The 21,571-nt window shown below is 65.7% G+C and carries 14 protein-coding genes and 2 pseudogenes; 7 read left to right on the top strand and 9 right to left on the bottom strand.

Annotation, left to right across the window (positions count from 1 at the left end; all coding sequences use genetic code 11):
• Window positions 1-147 precede the first annotated feature (147 nt).
• Together EHO50_RS28530 and EHO50_RS28525 are read left to right on the top strand one after the other, a co-directional pair.
• A complete protein-coding gene (locus EHO50_RS28530) occupies window positions 148-486 on the top strand; it encodes a transposase (protein ID WP_128434094.1) in 339 nt (112 codons plus the stop codon).
• A 46-nt stretch (window positions 487-532) separates the two neighbouring features.
• Window positions 533-1,369 carry an alpha/beta fold hydrolase gene (locus EHO50_RS28525; protein ID WP_128434093.1) on the top strand — a complete coding sequence of 279 codons (837 nt, stop codon included), beginning with the start codon at window positions 533-535 and terminating at the stop codon, window positions 1,367-1,369.
• Here the strand turns inward: EHO50_RS28525 and EHO50_RS45280 are convergent.
• A pseudogene (locus EHO50_RS45280) lies at window positions 1,365-1,553 on the bottom strand (IS5/IS1182 family transposase); the annotation flags it as partial. The gene EHO50_RS28525 and the pseudogene EHO50_RS45280 sit on opposite strands and share 5 nt — an antisense overlap.
• Window positions 1,554-1,669: 116 nt before the next feature.
• Complete coding sequence (locus tag EHO50_RS28515) at window positions 1,670-1,999, bottom strand: winged helix-turn-helix transcriptional regulator (protein ID WP_128434092.1); 330 nt, start codon at window positions 1,997-1,999, stop codon at window positions 1,670-1,672.
• Between the two features lie 178 nt (window positions 2,000-2,177).
• On the opposite strand from EHO50_RS28515, the gene EHO50_RS28510 reads away from it, so the two are divergent.
• A complete protein-coding gene (locus EHO50_RS28510; RefSeq protein WP_128434091.1) occupies window positions 2,178-3,068 on the top strand; it encodes an NAD(P)-dependent oxidoreductase in 891 nt (296 codons plus the stop codon).
• A 250-nt stretch (window positions 3,069-3,318) separates the two neighbouring features.
• Here EHO50_RS28510 and EHO50_RS44685 read toward each other — a convergent pair whose 3' ends face one another.
• From EHO50_RS44685 to EHO50_RS28480, 7 genes and pseudogenes are all read right to left on the bottom strand, one after another.
• Window positions 3,319-3,681, bottom strand: a complete 363-nt coding sequence (locus EHO50_RS44685) for a transposase family protein (protein WP_342787002.1) — start codon at window positions 3,679-3,681, stop codon at window positions 3,319-3,321.
• Entirely contained in the window at window positions 3,564-4,103 is a 540-nt protein-coding gene (locus EHO50_RS28505; RefSeq protein ID WP_246101567.1) for a helix-turn-helix domain-containing protein, read from the bottom strand. The genes EHO50_RS44685 and EHO50_RS28505 overlap by 118 nt, the downstream gene beginning before the upstream one ends.
• 181 nt (window positions 4,104-4,284) lie before the next feature.
• Window positions 4,285-5,199 (bottom strand): SH3 domain-containing protein, encoded by a 915-nt coding sequence (locus EHO50_RS28500; RefSeq protein WP_128434090.1) that lies wholly within the window; start codon window positions 5,197-5,199, stop codon window positions 4,285-4,287.
• Window positions 5,200-5,358: 159 nt separating this feature from the next.
• A pseudogene (locus EHO50_RS28495) lies at window positions 5,359-6,122 on the bottom strand (IS5 family transposase).
• 124 nt (window positions 6,123-6,246) lie between these two features.
• Window positions 6,247-7,055 (bottom strand): IS5 family transposase gene (locus tag EHO50_RS28490; RefSeq protein WP_220096470.1). Its coding sequence is split into 2 segments (ribosomal slippage): window positions 6,247-6,705 and window positions 6,708-7,055, totalling 807 coding nucleotides; the frame shifts between segments, so codons are not numbered across the junction.
• A 219-nt stretch (window positions 7,056-7,274) separates the two neighbouring features.
• Window positions 7,275-8,144, bottom strand: coding sequence for a YwqG family protein (locus EHO50_RS28485; protein WP_128434088.1), 870 nt, complete (start codon window positions 8,142-8,144; stop codon window positions 7,275-7,277).
• A gap of 97 nt (window positions 8,145-8,241) precedes the next feature.
• Window positions 8,242-15,951, bottom strand: a complete 7,710-nt coding sequence (locus tag EHO50_RS28480; RefSeq protein ID WP_246101566.1) for a golvesin C-terminal-like domain-containing protein — start codon at window positions 15,949-15,951, stop codon at window positions 8,242-8,244.
• Between the two features lie 1,273 nt (window positions 15,952-17,224).
• Between EHO50_RS28480 and EHO50_RS28475 the strand changes: the two genes are divergently transcribed.
• The 4 genes from EHO50_RS28475 (at window position 17,225) to EHO50_RS28455 (ending at window position 21,505) form a co-directional block, all read left to right on the top strand.
• Complete coding sequence (locus EHO50_RS28475; protein ID WP_246101521.1) at window positions 17,225-17,689, top strand: hypothetical protein; 465 nt, start codon at window positions 17,225-17,227, stop codon at window positions 17,687-17,689.
• A 30-nt stretch (window positions 17,690-17,719) separates the two neighbouring features.
• A complete protein-coding gene (locus EHO50_RS28470; RefSeq protein WP_246101520.1) occupies window positions 17,720-18,664 on the top strand; it encodes a L,D-transpeptidase family protein in 945 nt (314 codons plus the stop codon).
• A 132-nt stretch (window positions 18,665-18,796) separates the two neighbouring features.
• Window positions 18,797-19,510, top strand: a complete 714-nt coding sequence (locus EHO50_RS28465) for a hypothetical protein (RefSeq protein WP_342786991.1) — start codon at window positions 18,797-18,799, stop codon at window positions 19,508-19,510.
• A 309-nt stretch (window positions 19,511-19,819) separates the two neighbouring features.
• The gene (locus tag EHO50_RS28455) at window positions 19,820-21,505 is read left to right on the top strand and encodes a ribonuclease J (RefSeq protein ID WP_128434086.1); all 1,686 of its coding nucleotides are present in this window, start codon (window positions 19,820-19,822) and stop codon (window positions 21,503-21,505) included.
• Window positions 21,506-21,571 lie beyond the last annotated feature (66 nt).

Here is a 21,571-nt window from a genome sequence, read left to right as displayed (position 1 = left end):
GTCCCCGTGTCGTATCCCCAGGCGCTGCCCCGCTCCCAGCCGCGAAGCGGCAGAGCGAGGGTGAAGTCCTCGACGATTCGCTGCCCTTGTGGCACGTAGAGCGCGATCATACGGTGCCAGCGGCGATACGCCAGATCGCCGTTGGCGATGGCGGTGCAGGCCGACGGCATCCCGCCCGTCGCCGGGAAGCCGGGCCGTCCGCGCAGGCGCCCCGACGCACTCCTGGGCGACAAGGGCTACGACAGCAACCCCAACCGGCGCGAGCTGCGCAGGCGTCGCATCCTGCCGGTGATCTCCCGCAAAGGTGCCCCGAACATCAAGGACCTCGGCAAGCTCCGCTACGTCGTCGAGCAGACTTTCTCGCTCCTGCACCACTTCAAGCGTCTGGCCGTCCGCTGGAAAAGACGCCTCGACCTGCACGACGCCTTCGTCTCACTTGCCTGCGGCCTCATCTGCTGGAGACGCCTCAAGAAGGTCCACCCATGATCGTGTTACGAGCTCTTAGGCGCTGAAGGATCAGCAGGCTGATCCAATGATCTTCCAGGACTTGAGCGGCGGGGCAAGGCACCAACCTGCCCGGGCATGCGCAGTAGTCTGGCCTTCCATGCAACCAGTGGTTCTCCTTCATGGACTCATCGGCCCATTCGCTGATGAGCGCGCTGTTACCCATCTACGTCCGTCTGTTGTCCTGAGTCCTGATCTCCTGGGTTACGGACCGGAAGTCGACGTCGATCCAGACGGCATCACGATCGATGCCCAAGTGGAGTACGTGCGCACGATTCTCGACAATGGGGCGCCGAACACTCGTGTCCACCTCGTCGGCCACTCCGTCGGCGGTGTGATCGCTGCGTCGTTCGCCCATCGGTACCCGGGCCGCGTCGAATCCTTCGTCAACGTCGAGGGGAACTTCACACTCGCCGACGCCTTCTGGTCCGCGCAGGTCTCCACCAAAACGCCTGACCAGGTGAATGAAATGCTCGAAGCAGATCGCGCTGACCCGGCTCGCTGGCTGCGCGAGAGCGGCATCGAGTCGACCGGTGATCGCATCCGATCCGCTGCGGAAGCCCTCGCGTACCAGCCCGCCAGCACCATCCAGGCGACGGCCCGTGCTGTGGTCGAGTACACCGGGGTGCCGAGTTATGAGCAAGTGCTGCACGAAGTCTTCGAGCGCACCCCAGTCCACCTCGTCGCCGGAGCGCGCTCCCGTGCCGGATGGAATGTGCCTGAGTGGGCACTCACCGCAGCCGCCAGTTACACCGAGGTCCCCGACGCCGGTCACATGGTGATGCTCGAAGCACCTGATTCATTCGGCAAGGTCCTGGCAGAGCTCATCGCAGACCCCCGAAGGATCAACGCGGCCTTGCACTAGTGCGCCAATAGGTGGTCACGAGTAGCACTCGGTCTTCCAGAGGAAGTTTCCACGGCCGCCCCCGCACGGGCGCAGCCGCGTTCTCGCGGCGCACTGCGGCCACCAGACGAGTGAAGAGCCGTGAGCTAAGTCCTGTGAACGGGGCTATCCAGGACGTCCCCGATGCTGTGATCACACCTGCCACGATCGGGATCGTCGCGCATCAAGATCAGACATGGGGTGCCTTCTGAGGGCCGGGCAGTAGGTCAAGGGTCAGAGGCGTCGCTGCGGTGATCTCGACTGCCTTCCCGTGTGCCCGGCTCACGGGAGGGCTTCGAGACGCTCTATGTGGTCCTCACCCCACTGGCCGAGTGGGGTGAGAGCCGAAAGGAGCGAGTGACCAAACTCAGTCAGTGAGTACTCCACCTTCGGTGGCACCTGGTCATGGACCTCGCGGTGCACGAGGCCACTGGCCTCCAGCTCCCGAAGTTGAAGGATAAGCATCCGCTCACTGATGCCCACCACCGTCCGACGCAACTCGCCGAAGCGCAGCGGCCCCTCGCCGAGCCAGAACAGGATCAATCCCTTCCATTTCCCTCCCATGACATCGATGGCGGCGTCCAGGCCGCAGGTATAGCTCCGCTTCCGCACAGCACTCCCCCTAACAAAACTGTGGGTACCAGACAGAATTGTAGGTACTTGTAGAAATGTTGGTGCCACCGCAGCATGGATCAGGCGTCGCACCAAGAGGGGCAGCAACTCCGTGCGATGTCGGCTATTCGACCCATTTCACGCTTCAGAAGCATCGGTATCAGGCAGGAGTAAACGCATGACCGGACACCACCGCACTCCCGTGACCGTCGTCGGGCTGGGCTCGATGGGCAGCGCATTGGCAGAGGCATTCATCGACGCCGGACACCCGACCACCGTCTGGAACAGGACAGCATCGAAGGCCGTGCCGCTCGTGTCCAAGGGCGCCGTTCACACGCAGACTGTGGACGAGGCAGTCGCGGCGAGTCCGCTGATCATCGCCTGCCTGACCACATACGAGAACACCATCGAGGCCCTGGGACCGGCCACTGCCACGCTCAAGGGGCGGGCCCTTGTAAGCCTGAACAGCGGTTCGCCGGCCGGTGCCCGTCAGATGGCCGAATGGGCGCTCGGGCACGGCGCGCGTTACCTCGACGGGGCGATCAAGAACGTGCCGTCCGCCGTCGGAGCCGAGGACACCCTCCTGTATTACGGCGGCGACAAAACCGTCTTCGACGAGTTCGCGGGGACGCTGCGGGTGTTAGGCGGTGACACCGTCTACCTCGGTACCGACGCCGATCTCGCTGCCCTGTACGAGATGGCGGTGGGCGGCACCCTGCTGCCCGCGCTCGTCGGCTTCTTCCAGGGCGCGGCAGCGGTGCAGGCGCGTGGCCTTGAGGTGGCCTCAATGGTGCGGTTCAGCATCAAGTGGTTCGAGATGATCAACTCGGTGCTGCCGGTCTTCGCAGAGGAAATTGACCGCGGCGACTACTGCAAGCCCGCGTCCTCGGTGAGTCTGTTCCTCGCTGGAGCCGGGCATGACGAGGAACTCGGCAAGGAAGCGAACCTCGACATGGAGTGGCACAAGCCCTTCCATGCCTTGCTGAAGCGAGCCGTCGAGGCCGGCTACGGCGACCACAGCATCTCCGCCCTGACAGAGGTACTCAAGAACCCGGCGCCGACCGCATGACCCGGGAGCGCACACAACTGTGGGGGAAGGGGATCAATCACCCAGCCACCCGGATCGCAGGCCGTGAACGCTCAACTACAGCCATACCAAACAGCTGCGACACCCGCCTGCGCAAGGAGTAACGCTAGAGTCCGGACATCCCGTTGGGGCCACACGCATCCCGGCAACCGTCATCTCACTTACGGGACAACCCTTACGACCTCGTGCACGGTTGGCCGTGACTCGTCGAGGGGTCTGGTGCTGGCGGTCTTCACGCTCGTAGTCGGCGGGACAGAGTGGCGGTCTGCTGGTGTGAGAGCAGCCCAGCGACGGCTTGGACGATGTCACTCATGTGCTCGCGACGGTCGAGGTGGCGGGCAAGAGCCCGCCAGTTCTTCAGGTGTGCGATGCCGTGCTCGACGCGGATGCGCCGTGAGGAGTGCGCCTTGCGCTGCTGCTCGTGCCGCTCCTCGTACCAGGCGGGAGCGTTCTTCTTGAACTTGCGATGTGGCGGTGTCACCACCCGCCCGCCGGTCTGCGCGCCCATCCCCTGATAGCCGGCATCCGCAAGGATCTCCATGAACGGACTGTCCACCAGGAGCTCGACCAGGCCGAGCTGCCGGGCCTGGGTGATGTCGGCGCAGCTGCCCGACCGGACCGGGCTGCAGCCTTGCGGCCTGCGGCCGGGCGTCGCACACGGATCTCTGTGCCGTCGATGATCCCGGTCCGACCGTCGGCGCCCAGGTGCTCGATGACCTCGGCGAGCGTGCACAGCCGTCTGCCCGGCGCGACCGTGCAGCCCCGTTGCGCGAGCAGGGGCCGCACCTCGCCGATGGCGCGGGTGATGGTGGAGCGGTCCACGCCGAACCAGCAGGCCAGCACGTCATGCGTGGTGCCATGGCGCAGACTCACCAGTGTGGCCAGCAGTCGGTCGACGAAGACGAGCTTGTGCTTCGCTCCGGCTCCCACCGCCCGCCGTCGCGGCCGAGCCGTCAGGCGTGCCTGATGCTGTTCGTGCCACAACGGCCCTATCTCGGCGATGAGTTCAGCAATCATATCCGGCGACAGCCCAATGACCCGATACTCCGCCACGATCAACTCACGCGCCCCAGCCCCCACCATGCACGGTTCAACGAGCCACCTGAGCACCGAGCCACGGCCAACCGTGCACGAGGTCGTTAGGTCTCGTCCCGCGACGAGACCTAGGATCATGTCACGCGGAGCGGCAGACTATGGATCACGCGCTGGGGCCGTTTCCGTTGATTGAGGGTGGCTCGGGGAGCCGTGCAGCCAGGATTGCCGCCTGTCGATCGATAGCCTGATTAAGCGTGGACCGCAGTTGTTCAATTTCACCCAGCAGACTCGTTTGAGTATCTGCCAGAAGAGCTGACGTACCGTCCGCGCCAGCTGTGACAGCTGTGGATATTTCGTTGCGAACATTCGACAATTCTGCCCTGAGGCTAAGCACGTCCTCCTTGACGGCGTCGACCTGGCCTGCCTCAGCTCCACGTGCAGACAACAGACTCTGGAACAGGACGAACGTAACCGCCGCTCCAACCAACCCGGCTCCGACGTTAGCGAATGCTGAAGCAATGAACGAAAGGCTATTCTCTTGGGCCAGCCGACTATAGATGAAGCCGACGATGCCACAAATCAGCCCAGTTGCAAGAACGCCACCGAAGAGAAATGTGTCGAAATTACGCGGACTCAGGACCGCCCAGCGCCCCACATCACCAGGACTTTGACTTAGAGCAGCGAGCCCGGCTACCGGGATCATCCCGACAACAGAGAACAGGAACCAGAAATTGTTGACCGTCGAGACACTCTGCGACATAATGAACGATTCATGAATATAGCGCCTCTCGTCGCCATATTTGATCTGCACCCATTTCTTATTGTCATCAACAGATTGCCCAGTTACCTTTTTAGCGACGACAACCTGTTGCCCTTCCTTGTACGTCGTGCTCGATTCGCATGAAAGCTTTGGGCACTCTCGCACGTTCGCAGATCCGGAGACATAGGCGACCTTTACTCCATCGACCTGACCGGCGGTGGATCCAGCCCACATATAGGCGATCGCACCTCCTACCAGGACAAGGAAGGGCAACCCTAACGCAACGGTGAGGGAGACAGACCTGCGGATACTCGTCATCTCGGACTCCTAGATGACCGGGCTGTGGTCGTAGCGATTGACGCCATACACAGCAGGCTGGTTCCCAACCGTGTCACCCGCCCTGCTAGGCAGCGGACTGAGCCAGGGCGCAACCGTCTACGTCCTGGCTTCGCCGTAGTCAGTGAACGTTTTCCATCCTCAGTCTGAGCTGGCCAGATGGAGGGCGAGGACGGCTTTGACGAGGTTGGTGATCCGGGGCGTGGAGCAACGGAGCTTGCGGAGGAGCCGCCAGGATTTGAGGGTTGCGATGGCCTGCTCGACGCGTGCGCGGATCTTCGCGTGCGACCGATTGAAGGCATGCTGTCCTGCGGAAAGGCTGTTCCAACGGCCGCGGTAGGGGAGACGGAACGTGCCGCCGGCACCCTGGTATCCCTTGTCCGCCCAGCATTCGATGCCGGCCTCGGCGAGGGCGTCGACGATGCCGTGCTCGCGGGCCGCCCGGATGTCATGCACGGCTCCGGGAAGAGCCGGGGAGGCTCAGAGGAGACGACCCATCGGGTCGGTGATGACCTGCACGTTCTGCCGTGTCTCGTGTGTTTCCCGGAGTAGAAGGGCCGGTCGGCGGCGATCCGGTCGATGGGCAGCAGCGTCCCGTCCAGGATCACGAACGCCTTCATCGAGGCCGTCCGCGCGGCCTGGGAGAGTGTGGGGGCGAGGTCGGCGAGGAGGTCGACGGCCTCGGTGACGTAGCGGTAGACGGTAGTGGTCCCGACGCTGAATCCGGCTGCGAGCTGGGCGTAGGTGTGGCCGTTGCGCAGGTGGGCGAGGGCGAGCAAGGCCTGGCGGCCAGCGGTCAGGCGGCGCCATCGGGTGCGGAGAGCGCGGCGGTGTTCCCGGAGGCAGGCGGACAGGAAGCGAAGGGCGGAACTGGACACGTCGACGCCCGACGGGTAGACAAGCACGCGAAGCCTCCGGCGGAGAAGGTTCTCTTGGTCGAAAACCCATCTACCAGGGGATTCACCTATCTGTCAGGCCAACTACCAAGCCCACACACCAGGTTGGAACCGCTCATTGTTAGAGGCCATTTCACTTGGTCAGTCTGCGGTGACATATGAGGGTCGCGGCGATGGCGGTGAAGGCGAGGAAGTGTTCCGACTTGCGCTCGTAGCGGCGGTGAAGGCGTCGGCCCCCGGACAGCCACGACACGGTCCGCTCCACGACCCAGCGATGTCGGCCCAGGCGTCGGGACGACTCGATGCCTTTTCGGGCGAGGCGGTGCCGGATGCCTCGGGAAGCGAGCCATCGCCGCAGGTGGCGGTAGTCGTAGCCCTTGTCGCCATGCAGCTTGCCGGGCCGCCGACGTCGCGGGCCGCGACGGGAACGGATGGGCGGAATGCCGCGGACCAGCGGGATGAGGGCCTGGCTGTCGTGGAGGTTGGCGGCGGAGATGCCGACAGACAGGGGCAGGCCCTGGCGGTCGACGATGAGGTGGATTTTCGATCCCTTCTTGCCGCGGTCGGTCGGATTCGGTCCTGTCAGTTGCCCCCTTTGAGGGCCCGGACGCTGACAGAGTCGATCGCGCACCGTGACCAGTCCAGGTCGCCCCGGGCACCGAGTTCGTCCACGACCAGGCGGTGGAGCTTGGCCCACACCCTGGCCTCGGTCCACTCGGTGAACCGACGGAAGGCAGTGACCCCCGACAGCCCGAAGCCCGGCGGGAGTTGGTTCCAGGTGCAGCCCGAGGTGGCCACGAAGATGATCGCGGCCAGCACCTCGCGGTCCCCTCGCCGGCGGTGCCCTCCACCCTGCGGGCGAACCGGTGCGGGCGGCACCACCCGCTGGAACAACTTCCATAACTCTTCGGGCGCCATCCGCTCGACAAGCGCATCAGTCATCACCTCAGACTGCCGCAAGATCACGCCAACTGAAATGGCGTCTTACTGGCCGCGCTCGTCGTAGGTGATGACCGTGTTGGTGTTCTCCATGTCCGTGCAGGTCTCCGTAGCCTGGCCGGACGGCGAGTTCGCATTCCGCGGAAAGTGGACTGCCCCTGACCAGCCGGAATAACGAAATGTAACTGGATTGGGCGCCCGACGCTTGGCATTGCCCAGTCTTCACTGCATGTCGAGGACGGGTTGGTGTCGGACGTCATTGCGACAGACGAAGACGCGGAGCTCGCCGAACCGGCCGACCTCTGCGCCGGTCGGTGAATAGGCGACCTTCAGCGCTTGCTGGTCCAATTCCCTGTCCTCCAGCGGCCACCACCGGTCGCTCGCGCCGTCCCACTCGCTGCTGTCCGCCTTGAGGAGCAGCTCGACGCCTCCTTCACAGTCAGGGCAGGAAAGGTTCCTCTTGTCCGTCGCGTGCCAACTCGGCCACCCCCCGATTTTCCAGCCGTACGCGACCGACAGGGCGTACTGATAACGCAACCCTCGTTCCTGATCCACCGTGACGAGACGTCTCGCGATGTCGTCGGGAAGCTCTTCCATCCATGGAAATTCAATGACTCGCTCCGGCGTGATTCGACACGGGCGCAGGTCATACGATTCATTGCAGGGCTGAACCCGATGGAAGGGATTTTCCCTGGCCCCTTCTGCTGCATTCACGGAATCAAGCCACTCAAGTGAGACTGCGGGGCCCTCGTAATCCGAGTCAGCATATTCCATGTAGTGATCATTGGGGCACCAGTACACTTGCAAGAGATCACATCCGGCCGGATATGGAATCTCGGGAAAATCGCGCCGGAAGAACTGTGCCACGGATTCCATCGGGCGCGGCATGTCCCGACCGTCGTAATCCATCGGATGCTCTTCACAGGCGGGGCGCGCGCTTCCCTCGACGTCGAGCATGGGGCCGCCGATGTGACTGTCGACCTCGCGGGGGTTCCCCGGCCGGGGATGCAGGCGCACGGTGGTTCTGCGCCATTCTGACAGCTCGGGGATGATCGCTGTGATGTCCACCTCGGGGGCGGGGGTGGTGTACACGAGCTTCTGATCCTTTCTGAAAAGGGGCCGAATGCCAAGCCGCGGGCCGTGGCCCCGAGCATACCGCTCGGGGCCACGGCAAACGGGGTGAGCGAACTCAGCCCAATGTTGTCCAAGTACCGTTCCGGTACGCCCAGTTCGGGAACGTCCGGTGGTCCGATTCACCGGTACTCGTGTAGTAGGACATGCTCACCCCGTAGGGACGGCTGGCCCCCTCTCGATAGAGCAGACTGACGTTGTAATAGACCGACACGCCAGGTTTGACGAGAGCCGCCACGCGCTTTTCGAACTGGTGGTACATGTTCGCGGAATTCGTCGGGTTCTGTGCACAGGTGAAGAGGTTGTCCTCACGCGTGCCGTCGCCGCCGAGCTTGGCTCCGATGATGTGGCACCGGGACACGCTGAATCCCTGGTCGCGCGCATCCTGATATCCGGAGATGGGCAGGGACGCTGCCTTCGAGCCCGTCCCCAGCGGAGCCGTCAGACAAGCCTCCCCGCCTTGCGCTTTACCGTCCCTCAGGGGGTCGTACCGGATGGCGGGGCCGGACCAGCTGCCCGACGTGCAGTCCTGACGGTTCTTGTTCATCGGGGACGGAGCCGGACTCGGCGTCGGCAGCGGCCTGGGCTTCGACTGGGGTTCGTTGTCCTTCCGCGGCTTGTTGTCGGGCTTCGGCTCCGGGTCGTCCTGCGTGGCTTCCTCGATGGAGTCCCGAATGCCCTCGGCCGTGGATGTCAGGCCGTCCGCCATACGGTCGAGCATGCTCTCGCGCCCCGACTGCTCAGCGGCGACTTCGTCCGTGATCAGTGCCGCGGCCACCACCACGACGGCTACGGCAGCGACGAGCACGAGCCCGAAATGGCCGTCGTACTCGATGAAGTTGGCAGGGTTGCCGCCGCCGAAGGCGTACCGGTTTCCGGTGAAGGGATCCGTGCCGAGGTTCATGTCGGCGAGGGCACCGGTGTACATGTCCCGGCTTGTGAAGCGGTTCAGGCCCGGGCTGTAGTCGCGGAAGCCCATGTCGTACGTGCCGGACTGGGCGTCCCAGCGCTTGGCGTTGAACCGGTAGGGGTTGTAGTCCTCCTTCCCGGGATTGCCGGGGTCAGGCTTGTCGATGCCGGTGAACTCGGACGTGTCGTCGGAGCCGTAGGCCGTGTAGCCGTACGTGGCCTTGGTGTCGCCGGCTCCGTCCGTGAGCGTTTCGACGTCGGTGTGGCCGTTGTAGCCGTAGTAGCCGTCCTCGGTCGTGCCGTCGCTGTTGTGCTTGATCTGCGACAGGCGCTCGCCCCACGGGCTGTACTGGTACGACTTGGTCAGCTGGCCGGCGACGTTCTCGTCCAGGACCTCGGACGAGAGGCCCAGATAGCCGAAGTCGGTGGTCTTGCCGTCCGCCGTCTTCGAAGCGGTGCGGTCCAATGGGTCGTACGTGTACCTGGTCGACTTCATCGCTCCCGTCGAGTCCGCACTCTGGGACTCGACGACGTGGTCGAAGCCGTCGTACACGTTCCGGCTGGTCACCTTGCTGCCCGAGGTCACCGACTCCAGGCGGCCGAACGGGTCGTAATTGTAGGTGGACGTGGTGCCGCCGACAGCGGTTGCACTCAGCAGGCGGTTGCGGTCGTAGCCGTAGTTGGTGGTGATGTTCTTGACCGTCTGGCTGACGACGTTGGCGTTGTCGTCGTGCACATAGTTCTCGGTCCCTGCGCCGTTGCCCGTCTTGACCGCCTTGGCAAGCCGGTCGGCCGGGTCGTAGGTGTAGTCCGTGGTGGATTCGAGGTACGCCGCGTGGTTGTCGGCGTTCATCTTCTTCGCCACGTCCTGCGCCTTGTTGCCGTTCGGGTCGTAGGCGTAGGTGTGCGAGGCGACGAGGGTGCCGTTGCCCTTCTTCTCCACCGAGGTCTTCAGCGCGCCGTCGCGGTAGTACGTGTGGTCGACGGTGTTGCCGTTGGCCTTGGTCTCCTTCAGCGGCTGGCCGCGGTCGGTGTAGGTGTACGACGTGACCTTCGGCGAGGTATCGGTCGGGGACTTGCCGATGGACGCCGTCTTGACCAGGTCACGCAGGTCGTACGTGTACTTGGAGTACTGGACGGGGTGAGTGACCGTATCCACCAGGCCGTTCGCGTCGTAGGCGTACGACGTGGACTTCTTCTCCTGGCCGGCCACGAGCTCGGTGACCTTGTCGACCTGGTTGAGGCCGGTGTACAGGACCGAGTACGCGTCGATCTTCGCACCCGACGAGGTGTCGTCGATCTTGGTCAGATTGCCGTTGAGGTCATACTCGTACGCGAACGTCCGCTTCTCGTTGTCGGTTTCGGCAGAGTTGTCCCTGATCAGCTTCACGGCGTCCGCGACCACGGCACCGCCGCTGTTCTGGAACAGCTGCAGCTTGGCTCCGTTGCCCTGCTTGAAGGAGTAGGAGCCCAGCGAGACCCAGGTGCCCTGGTTGGCAGTCGCGTTCTGGTCGATCGTCTTGTCGGCCGTCCCGGCCTCATGGGTGAGCGTGTACTTGGCCGTTGTCGCGGCGCCCGTCACCTTCGGGAACTTCACGTACGCGGCGTACGTGCCGTCCTTGGGGATGTTGAGCGTCCACGTGAAGGCGTCAGTGCCGGTTCCGGCCGCGTGGGTCTCGTGGCTGTAGCCCTGCTGACCAGCGATGTCTCCCTTCGTCCAGGTGCCGCTCTTCGCGGTGTTCTGAGTGTCGGAGTTGTCCACCAGGACGACCGACTTGCCCACCGGGACCCCGTCGTCCGAGCGGGACTTCAGCGAGCCGTCGGGGTAGTACGACCAGGACATCGTGCGGTCCGAGGAGCCGCCCGCTGAGGTCAGGGTCCGAGTGGTCTGCTTGCCCAACTCGTTGTAGTCGTACGTGGTGGCGATGTCCCACGGATCCGTGGATGACCTCGCCCAGCCGTTGTCGAAGTAGCCGTAGGTCGTGTCGTTGCGGACTGTCTCGCCCTGCGACGGCGGCAGCGAGGTCTTCGCGACCCGGCCCACCTTGTCGTAGGTGGTCTCCGTGTAGACGTTGGGGTTGTTGTAGCGGCTGTCCGCCGGATCGTACGGCTGGTACTGCTTGACCGGACGGTTCAGCGCGTCGTACTCGGTACGGGCGGTGAACGCGGTGGTCGTACCGGCTGCGACCGCACGCGGGCTGATCACCTTGGTGGTGTTGCCGACCTGGTCGTACTCGTACTTCGTCGTACGGTACGTGATCGACGTCGTGCCGTCGTGCGGGACCTTGACCTCGGTCTGCTTGCCGCGCTCGTCGTAGGTGATGAGCGTGGTGTTGTTCTCCGCGTCCGTGGCCGACGTGACCAGCGAGTCCTTGTCGTAGCCCCGCTTGGTGGTCTTGCCGGCCGCATCGGTGACGACCGTGGCCCGGTGATTGAGGTCGTAGTCCGTCCTGGTCGTGTAGTCGGTCGTGTCGGTCGTCGCGTTCTTCTTCGGGTCGATGACCTTGGTGACGTTGCCGACGTTGTCGTACTCGTACGAGACCTTGTCGCCCTTCGCGTTCACCGCGGAAGCGAGCTGGTAGATCTCGTCGTAGTGGTTCGTCGTGATGTAGTCGGTCGTGTCCGCCGTGGTCGCCGTGCCCTTGGGCTCCGTTGTTGTCTTGGGGTTGCCGACCTTGTCGTAGGTGTACGTCGTGGTACGCGGGGTGGTCTGGTTGTTCGCCGGCGCCGTCGCCGACGTGATTTGGTCCGCGTTGTCATACACCGCCGTGGACACTGCACCGTTCGGCGCTGTCGACTTGGTGACGTTGTCGTTCTCGTCGTACACCGGCGCCGGGGTCGTGATCAGGACGCCGGCATCCTGGTCCTTCGGCACCACGTTGACCAGCGGACGGCCAAACGTGTCGTACGTCTGCGTGCTCGCCTTCTGGTTGGCGTCGATGACCTTGGTCACCTGGCCGCGCTCGTCGTACTCGAACGATGTCGACCTCTGGAGAGCGTCCGTGATCGTCGTCGGGTAACCGCTCGGCCCGAAGCCACTGTTGGTCGTCGCGTTACCGTTGGCGTCCGTCGCCTTGGTCAGCTGCCCGTAGGAGTCGTACTCGTACTTCGTCGTGTAGTCGTCCGGAACCGAAGTCGTCGCGACACCCTTGGGGTCGGTGACCGTCTTCAGGTTGCCGAAGGTGTCATAGCCGAACTGCCAGGCGCGGCCCTCGGGAGACGTCTTGCGGAACAGGTCCGCCGAGAAGCCGTCGGCGCGGGTCTGGTACTCGTACTTCGCGGCGTTGGCCGGCCACTTGGAGGTGTCCGACACACAGGCGGTCGTCTGGTCCGGGACACCCGACTTGTTGTTCTCCGCGTCGCGCTGCCAGAGCGGGTAGCCGGTCTTCTGGTCGTAGCAGTACGCGGTCTTCGCCCCGTTGTCCTCCTCCAGGTACGTGACGTTGTTGTCGGCGTCCCAGCTCATCTTGGTGCTCTGGGACTTGGCGTTGGTCGTCTGGACCGGACGGGCGAAGTCGTCGGTCACGTACTTCGTGGCGTGCGTCTCGGCGTCGGTGACGGTGGTGTCGGTGAACTTGGTGTTCGTGGTGTTCGCCGCGTATGCGAAGCCCGTGTCACCGTCGAGGCGGTCGTTGATGGTCTTGGTCCACCAGTGGTACTTCGGGTCGTCGCCGGCCTGCGGCGCGTAGTACGCCAGGTCGGTGGCGTTGCCGCGCGGGTCGGTGGCCTTGACCAGCTTGACGTTCTTGTTGCCCTGAGTGGCGTCGTAGGTGAACTTGAACACCTTCGGCTGGCTGGAGCCGTCACCGTCGGTGAACCGGCCGAGCAGACCCTTCGTCGTGTAGAAGAAGGAGATCTTGCGGACCGGCAGGCTCGAGACGGACCCGGAGATGTCCGTGATCGACTTGACGTGGTCGTAGATCTTCGAGTTCGTCAGGTTCGAACCCGTGACCTTGGCGCCCGTGTCGTCGATGTAGTCGTACGAAGCGTCGCCCTTCTTGTAGTACTCGACCCGCAGGGACTGCCTGCCGGCCGGGTCGGTGATGTACGTGAGGAACTTGGTCGGCTTGTTGTTGGACTTGCGTTCCTCGTACGTGTACGTCTGCGTGTTGCCGTTCTTGTCGACGACGGACGTCAGATAGCCGTCGCAGCCGAAGAAGAAGCGCGTGCCGTCCGGGCGCAGGAGTGTCCACGCGTCCGGCACCGGGTCCTTGTTCGGGGTGCAGTCCAGACCCGTCTTCATCGTGATGCGGTAGTGGACACCCGCCGGGGCCTTCCACGTGCCGTCGGCCTGCTTGGTGAAGACGTGCGTCGTGCCGTCACCGTCCGGCAGACGGATCTGCGTGGCGTTGGCGTTCGGCTTCGGGTGGAATTCCAGTGGGGCACCCAGCCGGATGGGCCCGGCCAGCTGCGCCGACCAGCCCGCACCCGACACGGTGTCGGAGGTGTCCAGCGAGTTGTACGCGAACCGGGCGAACGTGGTCAGGCCGCGGCCGGGGTTGGTGAACGCGTTGTACGACCACACGCTGTTGCCCGACGCCAGGTTGTTCATCACCGTCGAACCGGCCCCGGTGTTCTTGCCGGTGTAGGAGTAGAACTTCTCCAGGCCGAGCGTGTTGGAGGTGGGGTCCTCCACCGCCACGTTCTGCTTCAGCGTCGCGATGCCGCCGGTCCCGGCCGACAGCCAGCTGCCGTCGGAGACCTTCTTGATGTCCCAGCCGAGCACGTACTCGGTGCGCTTGCTGCCCGAGTCGGAGTTGATCGGCGTCTTGACCTGCGCCTGGATCGTCGCCGACTGGCCGGGCGACAGGGCCGGTATCGCCGTCGACAGCTGGTTGCCGCCGGTCGTCACGTCCGTACCGTCCGGCAGCTTCCAGGTGTACGACAGCTGCCGCTCACCGCTCGCCCATGCACTGGACGTGGTGTTGGTGACCGTGAAGTCCACCGTGTAGGTGGAGTTCGGCGTCATCCTGGCCGGCGTCTGCGGCGCGTAGTAGGTGTCCTCGGTGGTGGAGTCGACGTAGATCACTCGCAGCAGCGGGCCGAGCTGGTAGTCGGATGCCTCCGAGGCCAGGAACAGGGTGCGTTCCTGCGGGCCGGTGGCGGATTCGTCCTTCAGCCTGACCATCGCGCCCTTGTTGCTGGTCGGTGTCTTGATCCAGCCCTGGGCGAGAGAGGTGGCGTCCCACCAGTGGCGGCCCACCTCCGAGACCTGCGCGACGGTGTCCGACACGGTCGCCGAGTAGTCACCGCCCGGTGTCGTCCACGCGGTGGTGGAGTTGGCGTTGTTCCAGGTGGCGGTGGTTTCGGCGAAGTCCCTGGTCAGACCGTGCAGTTCGTAGATCGCACCGTTCGTGCCGGTGGTGGTCTCCGCGCCCCACATGAACAGCCGCGACTCCAGCACCGTGGCCGTGGTCGGAATGTCGGAGGTGGCGAACTTCATCGCCGCGCGGGTCTTGCCGTACGTGGCGGAGTTGTTGCCCACGCTCAGCCACTTCTGGCCCACGCCGAAGGACTGGATGGCGTCCTGGTTGGTGGTCGGCTGCGCGGACGACAGGGTCGTGTCCGTCACCCCCGACGTGCCCTGGATCAGGCGCATCGTGCGGCCCGCCTTCGGCACGCCGACGATGCGGGTCGGTGAGCCGAGCAGCTCGCCGCTCTTGGTCTTCACCGCCAGCTGGTAGTAGTACGAGCGGCCGATCTCGTTCGCCGAGGAGTCCGGGGTCGGTGTCGCGGTGGTGTCCGTGTAGCTGGTGGCCGCCTTGTCGATCGGCGCGACGAGCGTCGCGGCCGAGGGCGTGAACGCCTGCTGCGTGGAGCGGTGCAGCTGGTACTCCGCGATGTCCAGACCACTGTCACCGGTGGTGTTGGAGTACGTCTTCCACGACAGTTCCGGGCCCGTGCCGTGGATCACCGTCGGCGAGTTCAGGGCCGTGCCGACCTTGCCGTAGGTGACCGTCAGCCGCGGGATCGTGGAGGTCTCGCCGCCGTAGTCGCCGTCGCCGGCCTCATAGCGCGGGCCGCCGGTCGGGGTGGTGGACTCGTTGGTCGCCTTCAGTACGAAGCCGTGGTTGGTGGCCGTACCGTCCAGCCACTGCTGCACCGTGTCCGTGACCGGGAACTTGTGCCACTGGTTGTACTCGCCGGTGTTCTTCACGATCGACGCCGGGTTCACCCAGCGCACCGCGTCCGCGATCACCGCCGTCGAGCTGTCGGTGTCCCCCAGGACGACCTTGCCGGCCGTGCCCTTGGCGAAGTCGATCTGCGAGCCGCCGTTGAGGGAGGCCCACACCCCACCCGAACCGGCCGTCTGGTCCACGGTGTAGGTGGCCGTTCCGTCCTGACCGGTCACCGTGTAAGGGGCCGCCGTGGAGCGGTCCGAGGCCGTCACATAGTGCGCGTCCACCCGGTAGGAGGCCGTCTCCGGGATCTCCGGCTGCCAGGTGTAGGTGTCAGTGGTGATCGAGTCCTTGTTGTACAGGTAGTCGCCGTCGATCCCGTACGTCTGCGACCCCGGCTTCCACGAGCCGACCGCCGCCGTCGTCCCGGCGTCCCCGTCGTCCACCTGCACACTCGTGCCGGACAACTCGCCCACCAGCGCACTGGTCTTGTCCCAGGTCGCCGACAGCTCGTCCCAGGTGCCGGTGGCCCGGTAGGCGCCGATGGTCACGTCGTTGGCATTGGTCGTATGCGCCTGGTCGAAGTACATCTCCAGGCGCGCGGTGTCGATCTGCGTGCCCGACGGGATCTCGCTCAGCGGGAACTTGATCAACGACCGGGAGGTACCCGTGTCGGTCTTGCCCGCCGACAGCTTCCAGGTCGTGTTGAAGTTCGCCGACGGCTGATCCGACAGGACCATAGTGTCCTGCGAGTCGGTCGGCGACGGCGCGATCGTGATCGTCGGATCGATCACCACCGGGTACTGCCGCTCCTTCGACGCCAGCCACTTCGCGTCCGGCGTGACGGTGAGCTTCCAGGAGTCGCCGTCCTTGGTGAGCTTCTGGGTGACCTTGGTGCTGTAGGTCCTACCGAAGACGGACTTCTCCGCCTTCTTCGCGTCCGTCATGTACGGAGCCGGGATCACCAGCTCCGGCGTGTGCGGCAACTCGCCGAACAGCGCGATCGAGCCGTCCTTGCGCGCCTTCGGGGTCAGACCGTCCGCATCCAGCGTGAACGTGAACTTCACAGGCGCGTCGGGGCGTTCGGCCAGGGTGATGTTCTCCTTCACCCGGCCGGGGCCGACGGCGTACTCGATGTCCGCGCCGTGCACCACATCCTCGTATGTGACCGTGGAGCCCTTGGCCGTCGGCTTGAGGTCCTCGTCCCTCACACCGTCGAGACCGAGGGTGACCGAACGGCCGCTCGGCGACGCGAAACGCACCAGCCGGTCGGCGTCATCACCGAACCAGGACCGCCCGTTGTTCGTGGTGTTGGCGAACTCAAAACCCTTCGCCTTCGTACCACGCACGGCGGTGTCGATGGATTTCCAGGAAGCCTTCTTGCCCGACCCCGAGCGGTACGACGTCGGCACCGCCGACAGCTCCGCCTCCACCCGGCCGTCCGACAGCTGCCAGAACCGCGCACTCGCCGTGCGCCGGCCCTTCAGCTCCTTGACCCGCTTCGCCTTCGGAGCGGCCTTGCCCTTCGGCAGCTTCTGCCGGTCGGCCATTTCCAACTCGTCATGCGACGGCGGCTCGGCCAATTCCCCGCTATCGTCATCGTCATCCGCGAACCAGCTCTTGACGGTGTCGACAATCCCCTTGTCATCACCGTCATCAGCGGGCGCCGCGTACGCGACCTGGGGCAACGCGGTGCTCGTCACCGCGGCTACCACCAGACACGCTATCAGCCTGCCCAGTCTGGGTTTCACGCCAAACCTTTCCTCGTGCGTCATGGCATAAACATGCCGCCGAAATTAACCCGCGCCCATGAGAAACGAGCTCATAGGCAGGGGCGCCGGATTTCTAATCATTCCGGTGACGCAATGTCAAGCGTTCGGACATTGAGGACGATCGACATTAAACAGGTCGCCGAATGTCCGATTTTCCCCTTCGCTTGCTGTCGGCGAACGGCATCGGGTATAACCCGCCGGGTTCATCTTTGAGCAGTCCCATTTCGAGGGGGGATAATTCATGGCCGACAACACACGGGAATCCGCGACGCCGTCACTTTTCCGGCACGCGGACCGGTCGGGTCTGATCGTGGCGGGCGCGGCGCTGGCCGCCTGCGCAGGACTCGTGGTGTACGGCGTCGCGGGCACCGGCGGGAGCGACGGTAAGCCGGAGCGCAGTACCCCCACCGCCTCGGTCACCTACGAGGTGTCCGGCCAAGGCACCGCGGACATCACCTTCCAGGCCCGCAGCGAGGCCGGAAAGGCCACCGTCGTCAAAGCCGCCGCCCTGCCCTGGCGCAAGACCGTCAACGTCCCCCTCGGTCAGGACCCGACCGTCAGCATCACCCTCGGTGAGAACGGCGGTCAGGCCCGCTGCACCCTCGCGATCCGCGGCCGCTACGTCCAAAGCGCCACCGCCAGCGGCACGTTCGGCCGCGCCACCTGCACCGGCGCCCTGCCCACCACACCCGCGACCGCGAGCTGAGCTCGCCCTTCCCCTCCCAAGGAGTTCCCTGTGCACGCCCTTCCCCGGAAGGCTCTGATCACCGCCGCAATGCTCAGCACCCTCACGGTGATCTCCGCGTGCGGCGGGCAGGACGCCCGACAGACCGCGGCCTCCGACTCGGTCGAGGTGCCGCAGTCACCGCAGGACCCCACTGCCGACGCCGTCACCGGCAGCGCGTCACCCAGCGCCTCCGGCTCCCCCTCCGCCAGCCCCTCCGCCTCCGGCGACGCATCCACCTCGCCCTCGGCATCCGCCTCCACATCGGCCGGCGATGCGAAGGGGACCGGACAGTCCGCGAGCGCCACGGGATCGGGGTCGGGCTCCGGCGATACGGGATCCGCAGCCCAGGCCCCCGCCGCGCCCGACTTCCCGGTGCCGGTCGAGGTGGGCGACGCCACCCAGCTGATCACCGTCAAGGCCAGCGGCTCCTACGCCACCGTCACCGCCTGGGCCAAGGGGTCCTCAGGCTGGAAGGCTCAGTTCAGCACGAGCGCGGGCCGGGTCGGCTCCAACGGCGTGACGGACGGGGCGACCCGCCGGCAGAGCACCTACACCACCCCCACCGGCACCTACACCATCACGGAGGGGTTCGGCCACGTGGCGGGCGGCACCGCGATGCCGTATCACGTGGTCACCGACGACGACTGGTGGGTGCAGGACCCCGAGTCGAAGTTCTACAACTCCATGCACGGCGAAGCGGGAGCGGACTTCCCGCTCACCGAGTCCGGCGACCGCGGCAGCGAGCACCTCATCAACTACCCCACCCAGTACGCCAGGGCCCTCGTCATCAACTTCAACCGCTGGCCCGCCACCCCCGGCCGCGGCGCCGGCATCTTCCTCCACGTCAACGGCAACGGCGCCACCGCCGGCTGCGTCTCCGTGCCCCGGGCCACCATGGACCGCATCATGAGCTGGATCACCCCCTCGGCCCACCCCCGCATCGCCATCGGCTGAGCATCGCCGGTCCGACGTCGGCAACGGGGTGATCTACGTCACCGAGATCTCGAACTGTGTGATGTCTCCCAGTCACAGCGCGCTGGTAGGGCGGATCACCTGCTGTGTCGGTTGTCCTGGGGGCCCGGGGGCGTGGTGACCTATGCGGTCGCCGGCCCGTCGGGCGACCCGGGTGCGCAGGACCGAGCCAAGCGGCCTGTAGAGGTCTACCACCTCACGCTGAAGGAGACCGCGGGCGGCAAGCGGGAGCTGCCGCGCACGGACACCGAGCAGTTCTCGCTGGTCGGTGTCTCCTGGACGGGGGCCGTCAAGCGGCTCGACGGCACGGCGCAGGTGCGTACCCGCGGTCTGGCGAGCGGCGAGTGGGGCGCCTGGCAGAACCTCGAAGTGAACATCGACCCGCCGGAGGATCCCGAGGCCGGGATGCGCGGCGCGTCCGAGCCGCTGTGGGTCGGTCCCTCCGACGGCGTTCAGGTCCAGGTCGTCCACGAGGACGGCACCACGGGCGCACTGCCCAACGGGCTCGAGGCCGACCTGGTCGACCCGGGCGTGGTGACCGACGCCGAGACGAAGGCGACCGAGCCGGCAGCGTTCGTCGCCGAGGAGAGCAGCCCGGCAGCCACGCCCACCCGTTCCACGACACCCGCCGACGGTACGACCGCAACGCCGACGGACGCCCAGAGCGCCACGTCCCCCACGCCGACCGACCCCACGGCCACGGCGGCACCCACCGACTCGGCGTCGGTCGTGCGGGGCATCTACGCCTGCCTCACAGCCCCTATGCCGGGGGCTGTGAGGAAACGGGCTGGATCAGGTGAAAGCTCTCTCGGGCGACGTAACGTTTGAGGCATCGAGCGATTTCACCTCGGGCCTTGCCCTCCTTCCCTCCTTGATGCGGCGTTCGTAATAGACCTGGACGCGCGGGTCGAAGCGCAGGCGACTCTGCACGATCCGATGCAGGGCGGCGCAGGAAACACACCCGGACGGCCCGGTACCAGCAACGCACCATCCCTGGCCGGCGGTCGATGCCCGGGCCGTCCGCCGGCGTGATCCGATCGTCCCGGGGCACCCGCTGCGCATGTCCCGCTCCGTCAGGAAGAAGAGATCACGCAGGCAGTGGATCACTCCGTCCCGTTCTCCGGGTAACGTCAAGACATGAGTCATCCGCACCCCGACCTCAAAGCCGCTCCGCCCCTGCCCCCAGGAGGGTTGCGGGTCGTCGCTCTGGGCGGCCTGGGTGAGATCGGCCGCAACATGACCGTCTTCGAGTACGCCGGCAAGCTGCTCATCGTCGACTGCGGCGTGCTGTTCCCCGAGGAGACCCAGCCCGGCGTGGACGTGATCCTGCCGGACTTCACCTCGATCCGGGACCGGCTCGACGACATCGTGGCCGTGGTGCTCACCCACGGCCACGAGGACCATATCGGCGGCGTGCCGTACCTGCTGCGCGAGCGGTCCGACATTCCCGTCGTCGGCTCCAAGCTGACGCTGGCGTTCCTGGAGGCCAAGCTCAAGGAACACGGCATCCGGCCGCGCACGGTGCGGGTGCGGGAGGGCGACCGGCGCGGCTTCGGGCCCTTCGACTGCGAGTTCGTGGCGGTCAACCACTCCATCCCGGACGGCCTCGCGGTCGCGATCCGCACCGGCGCCGGGATGGTGCTGCACACCGGCGACTTCAAGATGGACCAGTTCCCTCTCGACGACCGCATCACCGATCTGCGCGCCTTCGCCCGCCTCGGTGAGGAGGGCGTGGACCTGTTCCTCACCGACTCCACCAACGCCGAGGTCCCCGGCTTCACCACCTCCGAGCGTGAGCTGAACCCGGCGATCGAGCAGGTGATGCGCACCGCCCCGCGCCGGGTCATCGTCTCCAGCTTCGCCAGCCACGTGCACCGCATCCAGCAGGTCCTGGACGCCGCCCACCAACACGGCCGCAAGGTCGCCTTCGTAGGCCGCTCCATGGTCCGCAACATGGGTATCGCCCGCGACCTGGGCTATCTGAAGGTCCCCTCCGGTCTGGTCGTGAGCCCGAAGGAGCTGGAGAAGCTCCCGGACCACAAGATCACTCTGGTGTGCACCGGCTCCCAGGGCGAACCGATGGCCGCGCTGTCCCGGATGGCCAACCGCGACCACGTGATCCGCATCGGCAAGGGCGACACCGTCCTGCTCGCCAGCTCCCTCATCCCAGGCAACGAGAACGCCATCTACCGGGTGATCAACGGACTCACCCGGTGGGGCGCCCACGTGGTCCACAAGGGCAACGCCAAGGTGCACGTCTCCGGGCACGCCAGCGCCGGCGAACTCGTCTACTGCTACAACATCGTCAAACCCCGCAACGTCATGCCCGTGCACGGCGAATGGCGCCACCTGCGGGCCAACGGCGACCTCGCCATCCGTACCGGCGTCGACCCCGAGCGGGTCGTCATCGCCGAGGACGGCGTCGTCGTCGACCTCGTCGACGGGCGCGTGTCCATCACCGGCAAGGTCCCCGCCGGCAACGTCTATGTGGACGGCATGGAAGTCGGCGGCGCCACCGAAGCGTCCCTCAAGGACCGCCTCACCCTCGCAGCCGAAGGCGTGGTCACGGTGGTGGCGATCGTCGACGCGGACACCGGCGCCCTCGCGGAGGCCCCGGACTTCCTGGCCCGCGGCTTCGTCCACGACGACACCACCTTCGAGCCGGTCATCCCCGTCATCGAGAAGACCCTGGCCACCGCGGCCGAAGAAGGCGTCGGAGACGCGCACCAACTCGAACAACTCGTCGCCCGCGCCGTGGCGAACTGGGCGTTCCGCACGCACCGCCGCAAGCCCCTCATCATCCCCGTCATCATCGATGCCTGAGCCACAGCCCGGCAGCACGGTCCCCGGTTCCGGTCACGTCATCGGAAACATCAGAGTTGAGGTCGC

Origin of the sequence: Streptomyces cyaneus, assembly GCF_004028635.1 — a bacterium.
GTDB classification, from domain to species: Bacteria; Actinomycetota; Actinomycetes; order Streptomycetales; family Streptomycetaceae; genus Streptomyces; species Streptomyces cyaneus.
This window is presented reverse-complemented; position numbering and strand designations above follow the sequence as displayed.

Excerpts from the sequence above, each read along its gene's own strand:
- EHO50_RS28530 (WP_128434094.1), top strand. The coding sequence starts at position 148 with ATGGCGGTGCAGGCCGACGGCATCCCGCCCGTCGCCGGGAAGCCGGGC.
- EHO50_RS28525 (WP_128434093.1), top strand. The coding sequence starts at position 533 with ATGATCTTCCAGGACTTGAGCGGCGGGGCAAGGCACCAACCTGCCCGG.
- EHO50_RS28510 (WP_128434091.1), top strand. The coding sequence starts at position 2,178 with ATGACCGGACACCACCGCACTCCCGTGACCGTCGTCGGGCTGGGCTCG.
- EHO50_RS28505 (WP_246101567.1), bottom strand. The coding sequence starts at position 4,103 with ATGATTGCTGAACTCATCGCCGAGATAGGGCCGTTGTGGCACGAACAG.
- EHO50_RS28500 (WP_128434090.1), bottom strand. The coding sequence starts at position 5,199 with ATGACGAGTATCCGCAGGTCTGTCTCCCTCACCGTTGCGTTAGGGTTG.
- EHO50_RS28480 (WP_246101566.1), bottom strand. The coding sequence starts at position 15,951 with ATGGTCCTGTCGGATCAGCCGTCGGCGAACTTCAACACGACCTGGAAG.
- EHO50_RS28475 (WP_246101521.1), top strand. The coding sequence starts at position 17,225 with ATGGCCGACAACACACGGGAATCCGCGACGCCGTCACTTTTCCGGCAC.
- EHO50_RS28455 (WP_128434086.1), top strand. The coding sequence starts at position 19,820 with ATGAGTCATCCGCACCCCGACCTCAAAGCCGCTCCGCCCCTGCCCCCA.